Source organism: Allomuricauda sp. ANG21 (assembly GCF_040705235.1).
Classification (GTDB): Bacteria; Bacteroidota; Bacteroidia; order Flavobacteriales; family Flavobacteriaceae; genus Flagellimonas; species Flagellimonas marina.
The window spans coordinates 1-18,719 of record NZ_JBFCVT010000002.1 but is presented as its reverse complement, the minus strand read 5'-3'; the positions used below and the strand labels follow the sequence as shown (position 1 = coordinate 18,719).

The window sequence follows — 18,719 nt, the reverse complement described above, 5'->3', positions numbered from 1 at the left end:
CTATTCTTTTATCGGCATGTACACTTCAGTTGTCCATTCCATTTCGTTGCCTCCCATGTTAGGGTTGTTGAAGAAGACTTCAATAGGTTTCTTTTCTATTGGAATATTGTTTTCTTCAGCATAGTTTACAAGGGCATACCAAGCCCTGTCAGAAGTTACATAGTTTCCATTGTAGATGGCCTTAAGTGCCGGTTTATTGAAAATCCTTTTATATTTTATGCTTGGATTCATCGGTAATTTTTCTGAACGGACAATAGGAAAGCAGAAGTTATAGGATAATGAATTGGATTTTATATCCCATTCCTCCACTTCTAAAAAAGGTGGGCCATTGGGTTCAACGCCATTCTCAAAAATCGTGGAACTTAGATACGTATAATTGGCCATAATTCCTCCAGCTTTTTCACCGGGTTCGGTGGTCAAAGGGACACAAGCGCAAAATGTGGAGAAAAGCTCTTCTTCACCCACAATGGAGACTTTGAACTTTTCAAGGTGTACCTTCAAGAACTGGTTGAAATCCAAGAGTGTTTTTCTTGAACCTTTCTCAAAATCGGTATCCGAAAATGGTATTTTGATTTTATTCATCAGGGAATGATCCTTGTCCTTGATATTTACATCAACCTGACTCAACGAATCGTGCACTTTGGTGATGTTCCATTGATAGGTGTGCAGAGAATCACCTGTAACGATAATCTGCGAAAAGTCTTCCAAGGTTTCAAATTGCACCGGAACTACACTGTCCAGAGTCTTATTCCATGCCTTAACGGTTTCAAATACGGTACCAGGAAGAGCTTTTGCCTTAAAACTTACCTGATAATCTTGTGGTTTTAGAAAAAGATACCAAAAGATGGCGATTACTAACAATGTTAAGACCAGTATAGATATTTTTCTCATAGCAGATGGCAAAAATAGGTAATTACCCTCTAGTCGTCATATCAAGTTTATTCACAATATATTCTCCTAAATCCCGACCTTGCTTTACACCTACCTCTATGGCCGCTCGGTAATGGATGCCACCATACATTCTGCTTATGGCCGCTTCATCCGCAGCCTGTTTAAAGGATGTGAAGGAGCGAACCGGCAAACCGTAGGGTACTTCTGTATCATCATCAAAGGAAAAGTTATCACCAAAAATATCGGTTAGGGCGGTGGAGGCCGCACCTGATACAACGCTATGGCCACTGGTATATTCAGGGAAGGGAGGGGTTTGCAATACGGGTTCCCAACTATCATCAATATACTCGTTGATCAAGGTCTCTGGGCGGATGAGATTACTTCTGTATTTTTCGTCCCAGCAGCTAATAAATGCATCGGCAATCGCAATTGAAGTTTTGGTATAGGCATAGACCGTTCTGGCAAAATCCGCATTGTCTTTTCTACTTGCTATTTTGGTAATGCCAATCCAATGCGCCCCCGGGGTTATTTTTTTTGTGGCGAACATCAGATGTCCCCTGGTCACGGATACATAGGGGTTACAATCCCAGAATTGGGCAATGGCAATTTCTTCGGATTTATCACCTTTGCCGACCATACTTTTTCTGACCTCATACACTTCCATCAATTCTTTGTAAAAGGGCGAATCTTCTTCCATGGAAAATTCGGGTGGGGGTATAGGTTTGAACTGTTCGGAAGAATCAATGGCAAAAGGGCGAATTTCGCTCCAATGGGGTTCAAGACCACTCATATATGCGGGAGGAGTGGGTTGCCAGCGCGAAGGGTCTTCAGTATTTACCGTAAACTTTGGCATGGTTCGCGTCTGCTTGTAATTATCTTTATCCATCCAAGCGGCTATAAAATCGGCAACCTCGAGGCCGTATTCCTTGGACGCGTTGAAAACAGGCTCATTTTTATCGGCCCATAGCGTATACAGGCTATCGCGGAAGGTTTTTACCCTATCTTCAGAGAAAATTAGCTTTCGGCTCAAATCCATATGCGCCACCAGAGCGGCCATTTCATAATTGATATTTTCATCCGTTTTGGGATTTGGAATTTCCCCTAATTCATGAATTTGCCCCGCCAACGATTTGTACCCGTCATCTTTTTTTGCGATGATTTCATACGCTGCAATATTGGGATAGGCAAAAATTCGACTTGCCACAGGAGGTGAGAAGATATCATGAATCATGACCTCGATTACTTTGTCCACCGATTTATGATAATCTTCGGGCGATATGGTTAAGGGCTCCTGCTTTTTTTGACAGGAAACAAAAACCAACAGTACTGTTACCAGTAAACTAATTCTTTCTTTCATGATCTTACTTATTTATGCTATAGACTTGTACTTTATCGTTATTAAAAATGGCAAGTATATACGTTTTGCCATTAAAGGTTAATGTGCTTAAATGCCTTACAGACTTCTTGGTAAAATCCAGGCCTAGCGTATTTCCCAAAAGTATTTCATTTTCATTTTTCAGAAGGGCCCCGGGAAAGGAGTCCAATCGTCCATGGTACGGTTTTACCCCAAAAAAATTACCGCCCATCAGTACTTCTTGGGTGCCGTCTCCATCAAAATCATCAACCAAAAATTCCAATATGGGCGAAACTTGGAGTTCGCTCTTGAACGGAACAAAAGTGAACTTCCCATCATCATTTTTTAAATACCCAGATTCAAGGGTATTCACTTCCAAAAGTGTTGACTTATCCAAGACTTCCTTTCCAAACAGTTCTTCCATGGTTTTTCCGGCAAAGGACCTGTAGGTTGTGAATTCCTTTCTTAAATATACCAACTGTGATGAAAGCCCATCCAATGATTCCAGCGGATAGTATTCGCCATTTTTTTCAAGGGCGGTTATGGTCTCAGTTTGACCGTTGTTGTCAAAGTCATTAAAAAACAACTTCATCGGATACTCTTTGGATGCCCTAAACTTTGAGTTGGTTCCCCAATTTCCCAAAAGATAATCCTTGTCACCATCTCCATCTATGTCAAAAGTAGCGATACTTTGCCATAGGCCGTTTAATCCCAAAGAATGGGCTTCACTGAACGCCCCATTTTTATATTGAAGGAATTTGGGCGACATCCATTCTCCTACCAAAATCAAATCTGTAACCCCATCACCGTTAAAATCATCCCAGACCGCGTCTGTCACCATTCCTTTGGAAAAAGCCTCAAATCCTTTAAAAACTGAGAAATTTCCATTGTTGTTCTCCAATACGTAGGATGTGGCCGGAGCACCAAACTTGGCAGTTAGGGTATGACCTCCCACAAAAATATCCAAATCCCCATCGTTGTCAAAATCGTGGGTTTTCATGACAGATGCATTCTGAAAAAATTGGGGCAATGCCACGGTTGAAAAGCCGGAATCTTGCTGAACGTAGTAGCTTTCCAAAAGGGCATTTGATTCACCAAAGAAATCGCCTCCGCCAGTAGCTACAAACAAATCATTTTTCGTGTCGTTGTTAAAATCAGCAATAGCCGCAGAAATATCTTCTTTAATGGAATCTTTGGCAATGCCGTCAAAACGTTGACCGACAAAAACAGTGTCTTGCTGGAGGTAAATTTTAGAAGGGATGAATTTTGATCCGCCTATGAAAATATCCTCTTTTCCATCGCTGTTGAGGTCGCCCAAAGCCAGCGCAGGCCCTCTATCGGAAACTTGGTATGGAATCAGCTTTTCCCGATTAAAATCAGTGTAATTGTCCTCCACATGGGTGAAGTCGATACCCAGATTGTCCGGGACCGCTTCAAAAAGATTTTTACGGCTCTTGCGTAACAAGTTGTAATCGAATGGCTTTACATTTTTGGGTGAAATGGTAAGCGTTTGGTTGGTGGTTACATCTTTTAAGATTTGATAGGTCCTATCTGGCCAAACAATTTTGAGCGAATCCACTTTTTGAAGGGGGCCGAATCCAAAATGAATCATGGGTTCGGAGGAAGCCTGAAAACCTCGCGTTGGGAACAATTCTTTGAATTGAAGTCTGCCATTTTGATACGAATACACTTTGGTTCCAATTCCAAATGTATTTTTTTGGGAGAATTTAAACTTCAATTTTAGGTAGTTCCCTTTTTTTGAAGCTTTATTGATGTACAACGAAGCGGGTTGGTTGATGTTGTTGGTGACCAAATCCAGGTCACCATCATTGTCCAAATCAGCCATGGCCGTAGCCCCGGAAATCAACGTGTCTTTAGTGATCCAGTCATCGGATTTATCCTTGAATTTTAGATCTTTGCTCCCTTGGAAAACATAGTTGTGTACATTTCCAGAGGGCATTAAGTTGATCGCCTCTTCATCAACAAGTTTGGTGTTGTCTATCTTTTTCTGGATTTCATCACTGGAGACAAACTTTATGAAATCGAGGTCATTAGGCCGTTTTGGAATTCCGTTTGAGATAAAAAGGTCTTGGGTGCCATCCAAGTCATAGTCTCCAAATAGGGCGCTCCAACTCCAATCCGTTGCTGCAATACCGCTCATAAGGGCGGTTTCCATGAAATTACCATCAGGTTGGTTCACAAAGAGCATGTTTCGGGTAAACTGATAGTGATATCCAAAACGGTCTACCCTGAGCTTTTGCGTTTGTATATTGTCATCACCTTCAGAAGATTTCAGGGCCACTTCATCTTCGGGCAGCATATCCAAAGAAATAAGGTCTGGACGGCCATCGTTGTTGATGTCGGTGACATCATTACCCATTGAAAACCGCGTGGTGTGCCCAAAATATTTTTTCAAACTCTCGGTGAATGTACCATCGCCGTTATTTAAATAGTAGTAATCATCTTCGTGAAAGTCATTGCCCACATAGATATCTGGGTATCCATCTTGATTAAAATCTGCAATGGCCAAACCGAGGCCATATCCATTTATACCACCATAAATGCCTGCTTCCTCGCTTACGTCTACAAATCTACCACCATCATTACGAAGTAATTTGTCACCTGTTTCATATCTGCGTTCAAACCGCAGGTCAAATCGTCCAAACGAGTTTTGGGTATGCACCGCATGGTTCAGGAGGTATAGATCCAGATCTCCGTCCAGATCATAATCAAAAAAAGCAGCGTTGGAGCTATAGGAATCAAAATCGAGTCCATATTGGGCCGCACTTTCGGTAAAGGTATTGTCTCCGTTGTTGATATAAAGTTCGTTGAACCCATTGAACCCATTAATGCCCACCACGGCACAAACGTAGATATCCAAAAGGCCGTCGCCGTTTACATCAGCCATCGTTGTTCCGGTGTTCCAGCTACTATTGCCCTCAATTCCTGCGGAACTGGAAATATCTTCAAATTTTAGGTCGCCTTTGTTGAGGTACAATTTGTTTTTCACCTGATTTCCGGTAAAGAAAACATCTGGGAGCCCATCGTTGTTGATGTCGCCAAGCGAAACCCCACCACCATTGTAAAAATAGAGGTAGTCCAAAATGCTAAGATCTTCTGTTGAAGTCAAGGTATTGGTGAAGTCCACCCCGGTCTTTTCGGCTGAAGGGTTTTCAAAAAGGCTACCTTCTTTCTTGCAACCCGCAAGGAAGAGTACAGCCAAAATTACTATGTAGAACTTATTCATCAATGGCAAAAATCTTTGGTTTGCTGTTATTGATGGCCACAATTACAAAGGTTTTTCCGCTTTTGTCCTTAAACTGTTCCATGTGTTTTACCTCATCCTTCACCTTAAAACCACTAACATCATACTCTTGCCAAGTGAACCCAAGATTTCCATCGCCCAACAAAAGATTGCCGTAACTGGCATCCAGTCTCGAAAACTGTGGTTTGAATTCAAAATTATTGCCGGCCATGATTAAGTCCAAGTTGCCGTCCTTGTTTACGTCGGTACAGGTTATATCGCATACGCAGGAAAGTTGAACCCTGGGAGGAAGGTTTTTGATGGTGAATTTGCCACCACCTTCATTAATGGCGATTACGGAGGCCGAAGTCTCCACCTTTTTTACAATGGCATTATTCACCAATTCTTCCGAAAACAATTCGTGGATGGTTCTTTGTGCATAGTCGGAAGCTTTGAGATTTTGCTTTTTTAGACCGGGCAATTGTTCGGTAAGTTCCCTTTTTTGATGGATGGGATAATCCCCACCATCTTGCCCCAATGTGGCAATCTGTTCAATGGTTCCATTGTTGTCGTAATCATTTATCCACAGTTTCATGGGGTTTTCTTTAGTGGGTTTGTAATGGAGGTTCAAACCCTGATTGCCCAAAATCAAATCCATATCCCCATCGTTATCCAAATCGGCACTTTCCACAGTGTTCCACCATCCGTAGAGACTGTCCAAGGACGAGGACATTTTTGCAAGTCTTCTGCCTGTATTTTTATAGATTTTTGGGGTATCCCACTCCGAGGTGATGATAAGATCTTTCTTTGAATCCCCATCAATGTCCACCCACTTGGAATCAGTAACCATTCCGGCATCTTTTAGGTCATATCCCAATCGCTCTGTCACATCATTAAAAGTGCCATCACCCATATTTTCCAAGAAAAGGTGATCGGGAGATATGCCATACACCCCAACAACACTTCGGGAGCCGATAAAGACATCCATATCGCCATCATTGTCAAAATCATACGGGGTTATGGTAGAAATATTTTTGAAGGTTGATGGCAGCTGACTTTGCGATTTATTGAAATTTCCTGTTCCATCATTGAGGTACAAGCGTGGGATGTAATTTCGTTGCTCGCTAACGTTGTTGCCGCCGGAGCCTACCATTAAATCCAGATCACCATCACCATCAGCATCAAAAAATGCGGCCGCTACATCCTCAAAAGCTCTATCCTCTTCAAAAGCGGATGATGTTTTTTGGGAGATTCTTCCATTTCCGTTGTGCAGATAGATGGTTCCCGGCTGATTTCGGGCTCCCCCTATAAAAAAGTCCTCATGTCCATCGCCATTAATGTCTGCCACCGCAAGGGAAGGGCCTTCTTGGGAGAGCTTTTGATAGATAAGGCCTTCGTAATCAAAATCATTGTAATTGTCCTCTTCGTGAGCCACTACCGTTCCAGTATTCACTTCGGACAGGTAGGATTTTTGGCTTTGTTTTTTGACAGGGACATATTTTTCCGATGCTTCATCATAGCTTAGCGTAATGCGCTGGTTGGCCTGTACATTTTCAAGCTTTTGGGTTTGGTCATCGGGCCAGACCACACGCATGGAATCCAATGTTTTCGATGCTCCGAGACCAATGGTCATACCGTATTCCATGGAGGACTGGAAGCCTCTGGACGGAATCATTTCTTGGTTGATGATGTTGTCATCAAAGTAAAATTGAACCAATGCACCTACACCAAATGGGTTGGTTTTTGGTCCTTTGAAAATCAATTGAATGTAGTTGTTGTTCAATTGGGTATCAGCGTTGTTTTTATAGATAAAAGTCTCTGTATTGACATTGTTGATGACCAAATCCAGGTCTCCATCATTGTCCAAATCGCCGTAAGCTGCCCCATTGGAACGCGTGGGCAGTTCAAAACCCCATTCCTTGTTGGCATTTTTAAAGGAAATGTCCCCATTGTTTTTATACGCATAATTGGGCTGTGGTTTTACCGGCATTTTATTGATGATGGAATCAATGGATTCCTTTTTACCCGTCAGGGCCATTTTTTGAACAATTTCATTGGCAAAAAAGTCCACAAAATCCAAATCGGTAAGGTCATGGTTAATGCCATTGGTGATGAAAATATCCTTTAGGCCATCGTTGTCCATATCAAATAGTAACCCCGCCCAACTCCAGTCTGTGGCATCCACTCCGCTATAATAAGCCACTTCCGAAAATGTGCCATTTCCATTGTTGAGCTGCAAGGTGTTCTGAATGTACTGCTGGCCAAAATCTTTACTTTGCTTGAGATTGAAAACAGTATATCCCTCAAATTCCATGACTGATTTTACCCGACGCTCTTCTTCAGGAAGCATGTCGGTGATGAAAATATCGTTATGCCCATCGTTGTTAATGTCAGCAATATCTATTCCCATTGCAGAAAGGCTCAGGTGTGAGGTCCATTTCTTAATTTCTTCTTTAAAGGTTCCATCTTTTTGGTTGATGTACAGATAATCCCGCTCATAAAAATCATTGGAAACGTAGATGTCTGGATACAAATCGCCATTAAAATCGGTGACCATGACGCCCAAGCCAAACCCGATCAAACTTCCATAAATACCTGCATCTTCACTTACATCTACGAATTTGCCGTTATCATTGCGCAAGAGCATGTCACCAACCCCTTTAAAAATATCGGGAACACCTTCCCAGTCTTGTGCACGTACTTCACGTTGTTCGGCATACCCAAGACTGCTCACCGGAATGTTGCTATTATTTAGGATGTAAGCATCCAAATCACCGTCTTTATCATAATCGAAGAATGAGGCATGGGTAGTGAACCCTGTTTTGGCCAAATTGAACTCTTCGGCCCTTTCGGTAAAGGTTAGGTCGCCATTGTTAATGTAGAGGTCGTTGTCATGGTTGTTCCCTTCCATATTTCCAGCATTGCAAACGTAGATGTCCAACAACCCATCTTGGTTGATATCCACCATAACCACGCCAGTGGACCACGGCTTGTTTCCTGTTACACCGGCACTTTCGGAAATATCCTCAAATTTAAAATCACCTTTGTTCAAATACAGACGGTTTTCCACCATGTTTCCGGTTAGATAAATGTCCGAAAGACCATCGTTGTTGATATCGCCGATAGCAACACCACCACCATTGTAAAAGTTCCGGTACTTGAAAATATTGAAGTTCTTTTGATTCTCAACCGCATTGACAAATTCAACTCCCGTTTCTTCAGGTGTGAGCAAGGTGAAGAGTGTTTCAATATTTTCTTCCGTTGATTCTTTGGATTCCTTGTCGGCACACCCCCAGTGAATCAAAATAAGGCATAGGATTACAGCTCTTAATCTCATTTGGTGTTCTGTTTTTTGATTAGAAAAACGGGAGAATCATTGTTCAGTGTGATGATGAGTTCTTCGTTCCCATTTCGTTTTATTTTTTCAATACTACGGGCGGCCCCGGAAATGTTCAAGTTTTCTTTCCAATAAATGGCGCCGTGTTCATCACTTTGTAATACTAACCCATGCGAAGCGTCTAATCTACCAAGTTGGGTGCTTATCTCAAAATTATTCCCGACCATTAATATTTCATTAATCTTTTTTTCGTCATTATTATTGATGTAGATATCGTTCACGGTTGAGGACTGCGCCATCAGTGGGAGTTCTCTGCTGGAGAAATTGCCATTACCATCGTTTTCAAAATAGGAGGTCTCCAGCCTATACACTTTTCTTTTGACAGCGTTCTCCAAATTTTCCTTGCCAAAAAGCTCTTCCAAAGAGGCCTTGGCGAAATCTTTGTAAAAGAGGAATTTTTTATTGAGAAAGGGCATTTGTTTAGCCAGTTCATCCTTGGATGAAAATACGGTTTCTTTATCGCCATGGAAATAAGTAACCACGGTCTCAATGGAACCATTACCATCAAAATCATTGATGTATACAGTTATAGGTTTGTCTTGGGAAGCCCTAAATTTTGTATTCAATCCCCAATTTCCGGCCAGAATATCCAGGTCACCGTCATGGTCTAAATCGGCCATTTTTATGCAATTCCACCAACCATTTGTATTTTCAAGGCCGTTTTTGGTTTGTTTTACCAATTTTTTGCCATTGTTGAGGAAAATGGTGATGGGGGTCCAGTGCCCTGCAACCACTAAATCTTTAAATCCATTACCATCTAAATCTGTCCAAATAAAATCTCGAATGTTTCCGATGGTCTCAAATTCTGGGGCATAAGAAGCGGTAATATCGGTGAATTTGAAGTTTCCATCATTCCTTAGGACATATTGCCTTGGAACTTCACCAAATTTGGTGGGAACAGCATTGGAGGCAATACAAATATCCAGGTCACCATCATTGTCAATGTCAACAGTGCCTACTTTTGAAGCATTTACCTCAATCTGTGTAAATAGTCCTTCTTTTTTAGTAAAGGTGCTATTCTGATTCATATAAAGTCTGGGTTGCAAAGGAGTGCCTTCGGTAAATTCGTTGCCACCGCTAACTATAATTAGGTCCATATCACCATCATTGTCCGCATCAAAAAAGGCATGATCAATATCTTCGGCGATAGCATCTTTAGCAAACAATTCTGTTTGATGCTCGGAATAGGAACCATTAGCATTGCTGATAAATAATTGGGAGGGTTGCATTTTTGCCCCTCCAATAAAAATATCATCCACTCCATCGTTATTGACATCCCCAACAGATGCCGAAGGTCCTTCATTGGAATAGGCGAAAGGAACCAAGGGATTTCTATCAAAATCCAGAGAGGGCCGCTCGTTATGGGCAAAATTCAAAATGTTTGAAACGGTAGAAAATTGAGATTGATTTTTGGTAGGAAGATTCATATAATAATTGCCCGATGCATTTTCGGCCGATACCACCAAAGTTTCATTGGCTGGGACATTCCTCAAGGTCTCAAACCTTCCATTAGGCCAAACAACTTGAATGGAATCTACTATGCTGTCTTTGCCGATACCAAAATTTAATCGGTTTTCCATAGCGGACAGGAAACCTCTTGTAGTTTTATTTTCTTGAACGGCTTTGTGATGTTTTTGGTAGAGAATGACTTTTGCACCAATACCAAATCTGTTTCTAGATGTTCCCTTCAATATTATCTTGATAAAATTTCCTTCGGACAAGGTGTTTTCAAGCACAAACGCCTCGCCGTTCACATTGTTCACCACCAAATCCAAATCGCCATCATTGTCGAGGTCGGCATAGGTGCAGCCATTGCTGTAAGATGGGGTTTTAGTACTCCAAGTGTGCGTTACATCAGAAAAAGTGATACCTCCATTATTTTTATAAAAGTAGTTAGGGACTTTTTTGCTGGGCAACCGGTCAATTAGCTCCATGTCCTTGTCGGACAGGCCGGAAGCAATGTTTTTTTGAATTTCGTCATTGGAAATGTAATTAATGAAGTCCATGTCATTGGTAACTCCTTGGATTCCGTTGGAAATAAAGAGATCTTTGAGCCCGTCATTGTCAAAATCTGCGAAAAGTGCTCCCCAAGACCATTCTGTAGCATTGATGCCACTTAGGTTGGCAACTTCCCCAAAATTTTCACCGTCCAAGTTCAGGTGGAAGGCATTTTGCATGTATTGTGGGGCAAATCCATTTTTAAGGTATTGTTGATATACGGGGTAAGTGTATTCCAACCCGGAGGTTTTGTAGGTTTCCAAATCTTCTGGGAGCATATCCAGGGATAGAATATCGGCCAAGCCGTCATTGTTAACATCGGCGATGTCATTTCCCATGGAGAAATGTGTGGTATGCCCCATTTTTGAACCATCTTGGGAAATAACTTCTGTAAATGTCCCATCTTTTTGATTGATATAGAGATAGTCATTTTCAAAAAAGTCGTTACCCACGTAGATGTCTGGGTAACCGTCATTGTTGATGTCACTGATGGCCAGTCCAAGGCCATAACCTATGGAGCCTTGAAAAATACCAGCTTCTTTGGAGGCATTTACAAAATAGCCATCATCATTCCTAAAAAGAATGTCGCCAGACATGGAATCTATCATTTTTCGTTTTGCACCTTTTCCGTAGGAACGGTTAGGATTTACAGAGTGATTTAAGAGATACATATCAAGATCTCCATCCAAATCATAATCAAAAAAGGCGGCTTGTGTGGAATATCCAATGAAATCAAGTCCATATGTTTTGGCCTGCTCTTCAAATCTGGGGACACCATTTTTATCACTGCCTTTATTGATATAGAGTAGATTATGACCTCGTATAGGGCCGTGGTCCCCCACTTTACAGACATAAATATCAAGAAGCCCATCATTGTTGATGTCCACATGGGTTACACCAGTGGTCCATCCAGAATCATTATTAATATGAGCAGCTTGACTGACATCTTGAAACTTAAAGTTCCCCTTATTAAGATATAACCTATCCGCTTCTTGATTGGATGTAAAGTATAGATCTACCAGACCATCTCCATTGAAATCGGCAGAGGCAACTCCAGCGCCGTTATAGAAATAAAGATAATTTAGAATGTTGAGTTGGGGAGTCTGTGTTAGATTGTTGGCGAAGGTAATTCCAGTTTGGGATGAGTTCTTTTGAACAAAAAGGGTTTTCGGTTCGTTTTTTGAACAGCCGTAAATCAGTAAAATTCCCCCAAAAATCAACAGACGTAATCCTCTCATTTCATGTATCAAAAGCGATTTCAAAATAGGCATTTCCGTAAGAAAAATAGAAGTGAAAACGATTAATCTTTGATTAATGATAGGTTAAAGGTCAGCTAATAATGGAGAAAACTTAGGTGTTGGGATATACCGTGGTATAGTATAAGAAAAGACCGCCCATGGGCGGCCTTTGTTATGTATAAACAACCTAAACTTTGTTTTGTTTAGTAACCGGGATTCTGAGTTAGATTTGGATTAGAGAGCAGGGCGTTTACAGGAATAGGGAACAATTCTTTATTAACGTCCCCCACAGCAGCAGGGTCTTTGAATTCCCAATCTCTGGTGTATTGTCCAAATCTTCTCATATCTTGCCTTCTCTGGAACTCTACATACAACTCTCTTCCTCTTTCGGCCAAAAGGTCGGCTTCAGAAACAGTACCAAGTGGAGTAGCGCCCCTAAGTGTTCTAAGCTCATTGACCATTGCGGTTGGATCACCACCAGTTCGCATTATTGCTTCAGCTTTCATGAGATGTGAATCTGCATATCTGAAAACGATCTGGTGTGGGTTGAAAGCATCGTATCTTGCTGCATACTTTTGCACACGAATACCTGTTCTTTCATTGTTACCAATTAATCCTGGCATTTCCCTTGTGAATACCAAATCATTACCTGGGCGGTCTTTTAATTTACTTCCATCAAGCGCATATTGCTGACCGATCAAGAAACCAAGACCAACATTAGATCCGTCCTCGAAACCTCCATTGTCGGTAGTTTCGTCAGCACCGGTAAATGGGGTACCTGCATTTGGTACCCATCCTCTACGCTCTTCTTGACCGTCCAATGGAGTACCGTCCAATTCACCTCTATTGCTATTGGGGTCTCCCTCAAATAAATCATAAAACTCGGACAGTGTGCTGAAACCATTCCATCCACCGCCACTAATTGATGTAGAATTGTAATGAAGTCCATTGAAGATTCGGTTACCAACAGCTGCACCCAACCACCAAATGGTTTCGTTGTCTGGAGCTTCACGGAAAATATTAAAGTAACCAGCCTCCAAGGCATACCCTTCAGCAGCAATTTGATCAACCAAAGAAATTACCTGGTTCATATCAGCAGCATCTGGGGCGGTGCCAAGATAAATATGCTTGTTCAATAAAACCTTTGCTAGAAGATGGCGGGCAGCAGCCTTAGAAGCTCTTTCTAAATCATCGCCTCCTGGAGCCGCAACGGAAGGTAATCCAGCAATTGCATCATTTAAGTCTGATACAATCAAATCCACGGCCTCAGTTGGAGTTAGAATTCTTGGGTTGATTTCTGGTCCTTCATCAACTTCCCTAAAAGGAACCTGGCCCCAGAAGTCCAATACATACCACATACTCCAAGCTCTTAAAAACTTCGCTCCTGCAACCACTTCGGCGGAAGCAGCAGTTCGCGAATCAATCAATTCGGAGGCACGGAACACATTTTGGTTCAAATTGTTCCAAGTATTCAAAATATATTGGTGGGTTGGAGACCATGTGTGCGCGTGTAATGTTCTCCAAATTCCATTATCTCCCCAGTCTGTTCCCCTTGTAGGAACCAACTGTTCATCGGTGGTCACTTCATTCAAAGCAAATAAGTTCGCTTGATCACCAACTTGTCCTTGAACATCTAGATAAAGGTTATTCAATCCAGATTCTGGATCTTCAACTCCTGTGAAACCTTCCCCTGTATCTTCTGGGAAAACCGAGTCAGTTTCATCAATCTCTAGATTGGTACAAGAGAAGGTGAGTGCGGCACTAATTGCTGCCGTCAAAAATAGTTTAAAATTTAATTTCATCTTTCTCAATTTTTTTTGATTAAAAAGTAGCGTTTAAACCTAAAGTGATAATTCTAGGTCTTGGGTAGGCTGTATAATCAATACCTGCAGTAGGTAAATTGTTCAGGGCATCACTAACACCATTTATGGGAGATCCTGGTTGAACGCTAATTTCAGGGTCTAAACCACTGTAATCGGTTATTAAGAATAAATTCTGGCCAGTAACCGACAGTCGCAAGCTTTTGAAAGTTCCCTCACCACTTAGAGGCACAGTATAGCCAAGGGTTGCGTTCTGAAGTCTTACAAAATCACCATCTTCCAAAAACCTAGTGGAAACTTCTGCCGCGGCACTTCCCGCCTCACCAGAAGTCAACACATCTGGAGTAACGTTACGAGCGTTGTTTATGGCACCTGCTGTGAAAAAGGCATTTCGGGTGTTGTTATATACTGAGAATCCGAATTGACCGGCAAGGAAAGTTGAAAAATCCCAATTCTTGTAGTTGAAGTTCAATGAAAAACCTGCGTTGATGTCAGGTAGTGCGTCTTCGTTAACAAAGGTTTGCACATCACCGATTGGCTGGCCATTTTCATCAAACCCTTCAAACTCTCTCAAGAAATAAGAGAATAGGGGTCTATCACCCGCAAGAATCTGGGCAAATGCCAAGGATAGTCCTTGTCCTCTAATAGTACCAGCTGGAATCTGTCCACCAAAATCCTGCAATTCGTTATCATTGTACGCAATGTTAAAGGCAGTACTAAAGCTTACATCTTCAGTTTGTACCCAATCAACATTAATATCGAATTCAACCCCTTGGTTAATTAAGGTTGCATCGATATTTTGAAAGAATCGTGGTTGTGGAGAAGGCTGAGCAGCTTCAATATTCAATAACAAGTCAGTAGTTTCCTTGCGATACACGTTGATGCTACCGGAAACCTTGTCGTTGTTGAAACCATAATCAATACCGATATTGACGTCAAAAGTTTCCTCCCATTTCAAATCTGGGTTTGCAAACGTTGCAGTGGTCAAGCCAGGTTGATCGATATTACCATTATCTTGGGTAGTGGCACCAGCATATCGTTGTCTTCTTAGGAAGTTACCGTACCCTAGACCTTCTTGGTTACCTGTAATACCTGCACCGAGACGCAATTTCAAGGTGGAAAAGGTATCGCCCATGAAGTCCTCCTCGTTAATTTTCCATGCAACGGCACCAGACGGGAAGTAACCGTATTGGTTATTTCCACCAAATCGAGAAGAACCATCTGCCCTAAAGGTGGCAGTGAATAAGTATTTATCTGCCAGTGTAAAATTTGCTCTAGCAAAAAAGGACTGTAGTTCGTCAACAGTAAAGTTTCTGTCTGCGAAAAGAGATCGAACCAAGGCGCCACTCTTAGCTTGGACTTGGTCTTGGGAAACCTCTGGAAACAGGCGGTTTACAAAAACATCGTTTGATCTTGAATCGAAACCATATTGTTGATATTCACCATCAATGTTGGATTCCACAGCTTCAACAGAAGCGATGATATCCTGCCCCATTTTATTTAAGTCTTGTGTGGAAAAGCCCCAAGCTTCGGTCACACGGCCGCTTGTTTTGAAGTCTTGGAAGGAATAACCGACCAAAAGATCCAGAAAGGAATTATCAAATTCTTTGTTGTATTGCAACGTGGCTTCCAGAAGTCTGTTTTCCAATTCCTGTGTACCGTATCCACCTCTACCATTTTGAAAAGTATTTCTATCCAAATTTCGGGCTGCGCCAGAGGATAGCGCAAGTGCTTCACTTTGTGAAGCGTCATAGCCAAGGTTTACTTTGGCTGCCAGTTCTGGCGTTATTTTGTATTCTGCAGAACCATTCAATAGTAATCGGTTCGTATTTACGGTGTTTTGGGTGTAGTTCAATAAGGTCGCAGGACTCAATTGCCCACCAGTGTCAAAATCTGGACTTGTGGGCCATGTTGGGTTGGCTGAATATGCGGCACCAAGGAGGTCACCTCTAAACCCTGCACTACCACTCAACGGAGCTTGCTCCTCATTAACGCGGGAAATGGAAGCTTGTAAAGTCACTGTCAAATCGTCATCAAGGAATCTATGTGTTGCATTGATTCTTCCTGTAATACGCTCAAGGGATGAGTTTTCAACTACACCAAATTGCTTACCATAACCAAAGGTAGCACGAACATTTCCACCCTCGTAACTTTGAGAATATGACAAGTTTTGGTTTTGGGAAGCAACAGTTCGGGTCACATAATCTTGCCAATCCGTGTCATTTCCAAAGTCTTGGGCGTCTCTGTCGCCTCCAAATTGCTCCACACCGTCCAAAAATGCGTTTCGGCCAAGCAAGTCATATTCATTAGCTGGCGTAGCAATACCCAAAGAAGAGGAAAACTCAAATACACCACCTCTACTTGCTCTGCCGCTTTTTGTTGTAACTATGACCACCCCATTTGCACCTCTGGACCCATAGATAGCAGTTGCAGAGGCATCTTTTAAAATACTGATGCTTTCAATGTCATTGGGGTTAAGGAATGATAATGGGTTTGAAGCTGGCGAAGTTCCAACACCTTGGTTTCCGGTGTTTGGAGCACTGGATCCCCCAGGTAGAGGGATACCATCCACCACAAAAAGTGGGTTGTTGTTGGAACGTACAGAGTTTGTACCCCTAATTCTCACATCGATTCCTGCTCCAGGAGCACCACTGGTCTGGGTAATCTGTACCCCAGCAGTCTTACCTTGAATCAACTGTTCAGGAGAAGCGATAATACCTGTATTAAATTCTTCTGAAGTAACAGCCGATACGGAACCGGTTGCATCTTTAATAGTGGTTTGGCCATAGCCGATAATAACCACTTCATCCAATGCTTGAGCATCTTCTTCTAAGGTAATGTTAATGGTAGACCTGTCATTAACGGAAACCTCAACGGTTTTGTATCCAATGTAACTGAACACAAGGGTGGCTGAGTCACCAACACCATCCAATGTGTAATTACCATCAAAATCGGTTTGCGTACCATTGGTTGTTCCTTTAACCAATACGCTTGCCCCCGGAAGAGGTCCGGTTGCATCCGAAACAGTACCAGATACTGTTTGAGCTTTCACCAAACCAAAGCATAAAAATGCTCCCAGCAGCAAAAAGCTTCTAAGTAGCGTAATCTTCATAAATAGTTAATTTTAAGTTTAGTTAATTTCAATTCAAGTGTTAAACATATATAAAAAAAATGTTAATCTAAATTTAAGCATATCGCAACATAGAGCGAAAACGGTTTCGTGTTAATAACTTTGTATCTGTAGAAGGTTGACAAAATTAATGTGCGTATAACACTTATATCATAAAATAAAAGCAAATAAATGAGAAAAGTGCAATTTTACCACTAATATAGTATTTTTATTCTTTAGTACCTATTAACGTTTTAATAAGAGTTTTTTCGAACTTCGGTATTGATTTTGTTAAAAAGTATATTTTGGCCTACCCCCTTTTCTTTATTATGTAAATTCCTAACTCATTTTTTGAACCAAATTAGCACCAACACAAAGTGAAGATTACATTAAAAGATATAGCAAGAGAGCTTGAGGTGTCCATTTCCACTGTCTCAAAAGCATTAAAAAACAGTGAGGAAATTAGTAGGGATACCAAGGAAAAAGTCCAGGCTTTTGCAAAACTCTATAATTACAAGCCCAACAATATTGCCATTAGCCTCAAAAACAAAAGGACCAAGAATATTGGTGTGGTCATTCCCGATATTGTCCATCATTTCTTTACCACTGTCATTCGGGGGATTGAGAAATACGCAAATGCCAGAGGATATAATGTAATTGTATGTCTTTCAGAAGAATCCTTTGACAAGGAGGTGATCAATATGGAAATGTTGGCTAACGGAAGTATTGATGGATTTATCATGTCTTTATCCTCAGAAACCCAGCAAAAAGGTGACTATAACCATTTAAAGGAGGTTACGGAACAAGGTATTCCTGTAGTGCTTTTTGACCGAATCACCAATGAGATAGAGTGTGACAAAGTAGTTATTGATGATGAACTCGGGGCGTATAGAGCTACACAAAAACTCATAGAGCAAGGACGAAAAAAAATAGCGTTAATCACTACCGATGACTACTTAAGTGTGAGCAAAGCCCGTACCATGGGATATAAAAAAGCGTTGACAGATAGTGGTTTGGGCGTTGACGAATCTAGAATACTGAAACTTCCCACCATGGAAATGGATGAAAAAGGGATCAAGGATTTTTTCGAGGGCCACCAAGATGTAGATGCCGTTCTATGTGTCAATGAGATTTTTGCTGTCTACAGTATGCGTTTGGCCCAAGAGAAGGGTCTTAAGATACCAGAAGATATCTCATTTATAGGCTTTACAGATGGGTTTTTATCGAAATATGCCTATCCCAGCTTAACAGTAGTGGCCCAACATGGGGAAAAAATGGGAGAAATATCCGCACAAATGTTGATAGACAAGGTAGAGGGAGAAAAAGAAGAGGAGGAAACCTTCCAGACCAAGATTTTGGAACCTACCTTGGTAGTAAGGGACTCCATATTTCATTAAGTTTATACTATCCTTATCATAAAGGTAACTACATTTGCCCCACAATTTTGGTAAGCAATGAATCAGGATTATATAAAGGCACACCCTTGGTCAATTATAGAGGAGGGATTTGATAGTGAGCAGGTTGAGTCGTCCGAAAGCCTTTTCAGTTTGGGCAACGGGGCCATGGGCCAACGTGCCAATTTTGAAGAACACTATTCCGGAGAAACGTTTCAGGGCAGTTATATTGCAGGGGTCTACTACCCGGACAAGACCCGTGTGGGATGGTGGA

9 protein-coding genes are annotated in these 18,719 nt (G+C 41.6%); 2 read left to right on the top strand and 7 right to left on the bottom strand.

Translation table 11 applies throughout. The annotated features are described in order from the left end of the window. The 7 genes from AB1A65_RS02375 to AB1A65_RS02345 form a co-directional block, all read right to left on the bottom strand. Positions 1 to 891: a GyrI-like domain-containing protein gene (locus AB1A65_RS02375; RefSeq protein ID WP_366585264.1), complete on the bottom strand. Its 891-nt coding sequence runs from the start codon at positions 889 to 891 to the stop codon at positions 1 to 3. A 22-nt stretch (positions 892 to 913) separates the two neighbouring features. Continuing rightward, the gene (locus tag AB1A65_RS02370; RefSeq protein WP_366585262.1) at positions 914 to 2,248 is read right to left on the bottom strand and encodes a vanadium-dependent haloperoxidase; all 1,335 of its coding nucleotides are present in this window, start codon (positions 2,246 to 2,248) and stop codon (positions 914 to 916) included. 4 nt (positions 2,249 to 2,252) lie between these two features. Next, a complete protein-coding gene (locus AB1A65_RS02365) occupies positions 2,253 to 5,492 on the bottom strand; it encodes a VCBS repeat-containing protein (protein WP_366585260.1) in 3,240 nt (1,079 codons plus the stop codon). Then, positions 5,485 to 8,826, bottom strand: coding sequence for an FG-GAP-like repeat-containing protein (locus AB1A65_RS02360; protein ID WP_366585258.1), 3,342 nt, complete (start codon positions 8,824 to 8,826; stop codon positions 5,485 to 5,487). Before AB1A65_RS02360 ends, AB1A65_RS02365 begins: the two co-directional genes overlap by 8 nt. After that, complete coding sequence (locus AB1A65_RS02355) at positions 8,823 to 12,146, bottom strand: VCBS repeat-containing protein (RefSeq protein ID WP_366585256.1); 3,324 nt, start codon at positions 12,144 to 12,146, stop codon at positions 8,823 to 8,825. The genes AB1A65_RS02360 and AB1A65_RS02355 overlap by 4 nt, the downstream gene beginning before the upstream one ends. A gap of 179 nt (positions 12,147 to 12,325) precedes the next feature. Next, a complete protein-coding gene (locus AB1A65_RS02350) occupies positions 12,326 to 13,924 on the bottom strand; it encodes a RagB/SusD family nutrient uptake outer membrane protein (RefSeq protein ID WP_366585254.1) in 1,599 nt (532 codons plus the stop codon). Between the two features lie 19 nt (positions 13,925 to 13,943). Beyond that, the gene (locus tag AB1A65_RS02345; RefSeq protein WP_366585252.1) at positions 13,944 to 17,054 is read right to left on the bottom strand and encodes a SusC/RagA family TonB-linked outer membrane protein; all 3,111 of its coding nucleotides are present in this window, start codon (positions 17,052 to 17,054) and stop codon (positions 13,944 to 13,946) included. Positions 17,055 to 17,428: 374 nt separating this feature from the next. Here AB1A65_RS02345 and AB1A65_RS02340 point away from each other — a divergent pair, with 374 nt between their 5' ends. Both AB1A65_RS02340 and AB1A65_RS02335 read left to right on the top strand, forming a co-directional pair. Then, entirely contained in the window at positions 17,429 to 18,448 is a 1,020-nt protein-coding gene (locus AB1A65_RS02340; protein ID WP_366585250.1) for a LacI family DNA-binding transcriptional regulator, read from the top strand. A 57-nt stretch (positions 18,449 to 18,505) separates the two neighbouring features. Continuing rightward, positions 18,506 to 18,719, top strand: a 214-nt coding sequence (locus AB1A65_RS02335; RefSeq protein ID WP_366585248.1) for a hypothetical protein, incomplete at its 3' end; no start/stop codon positions are given.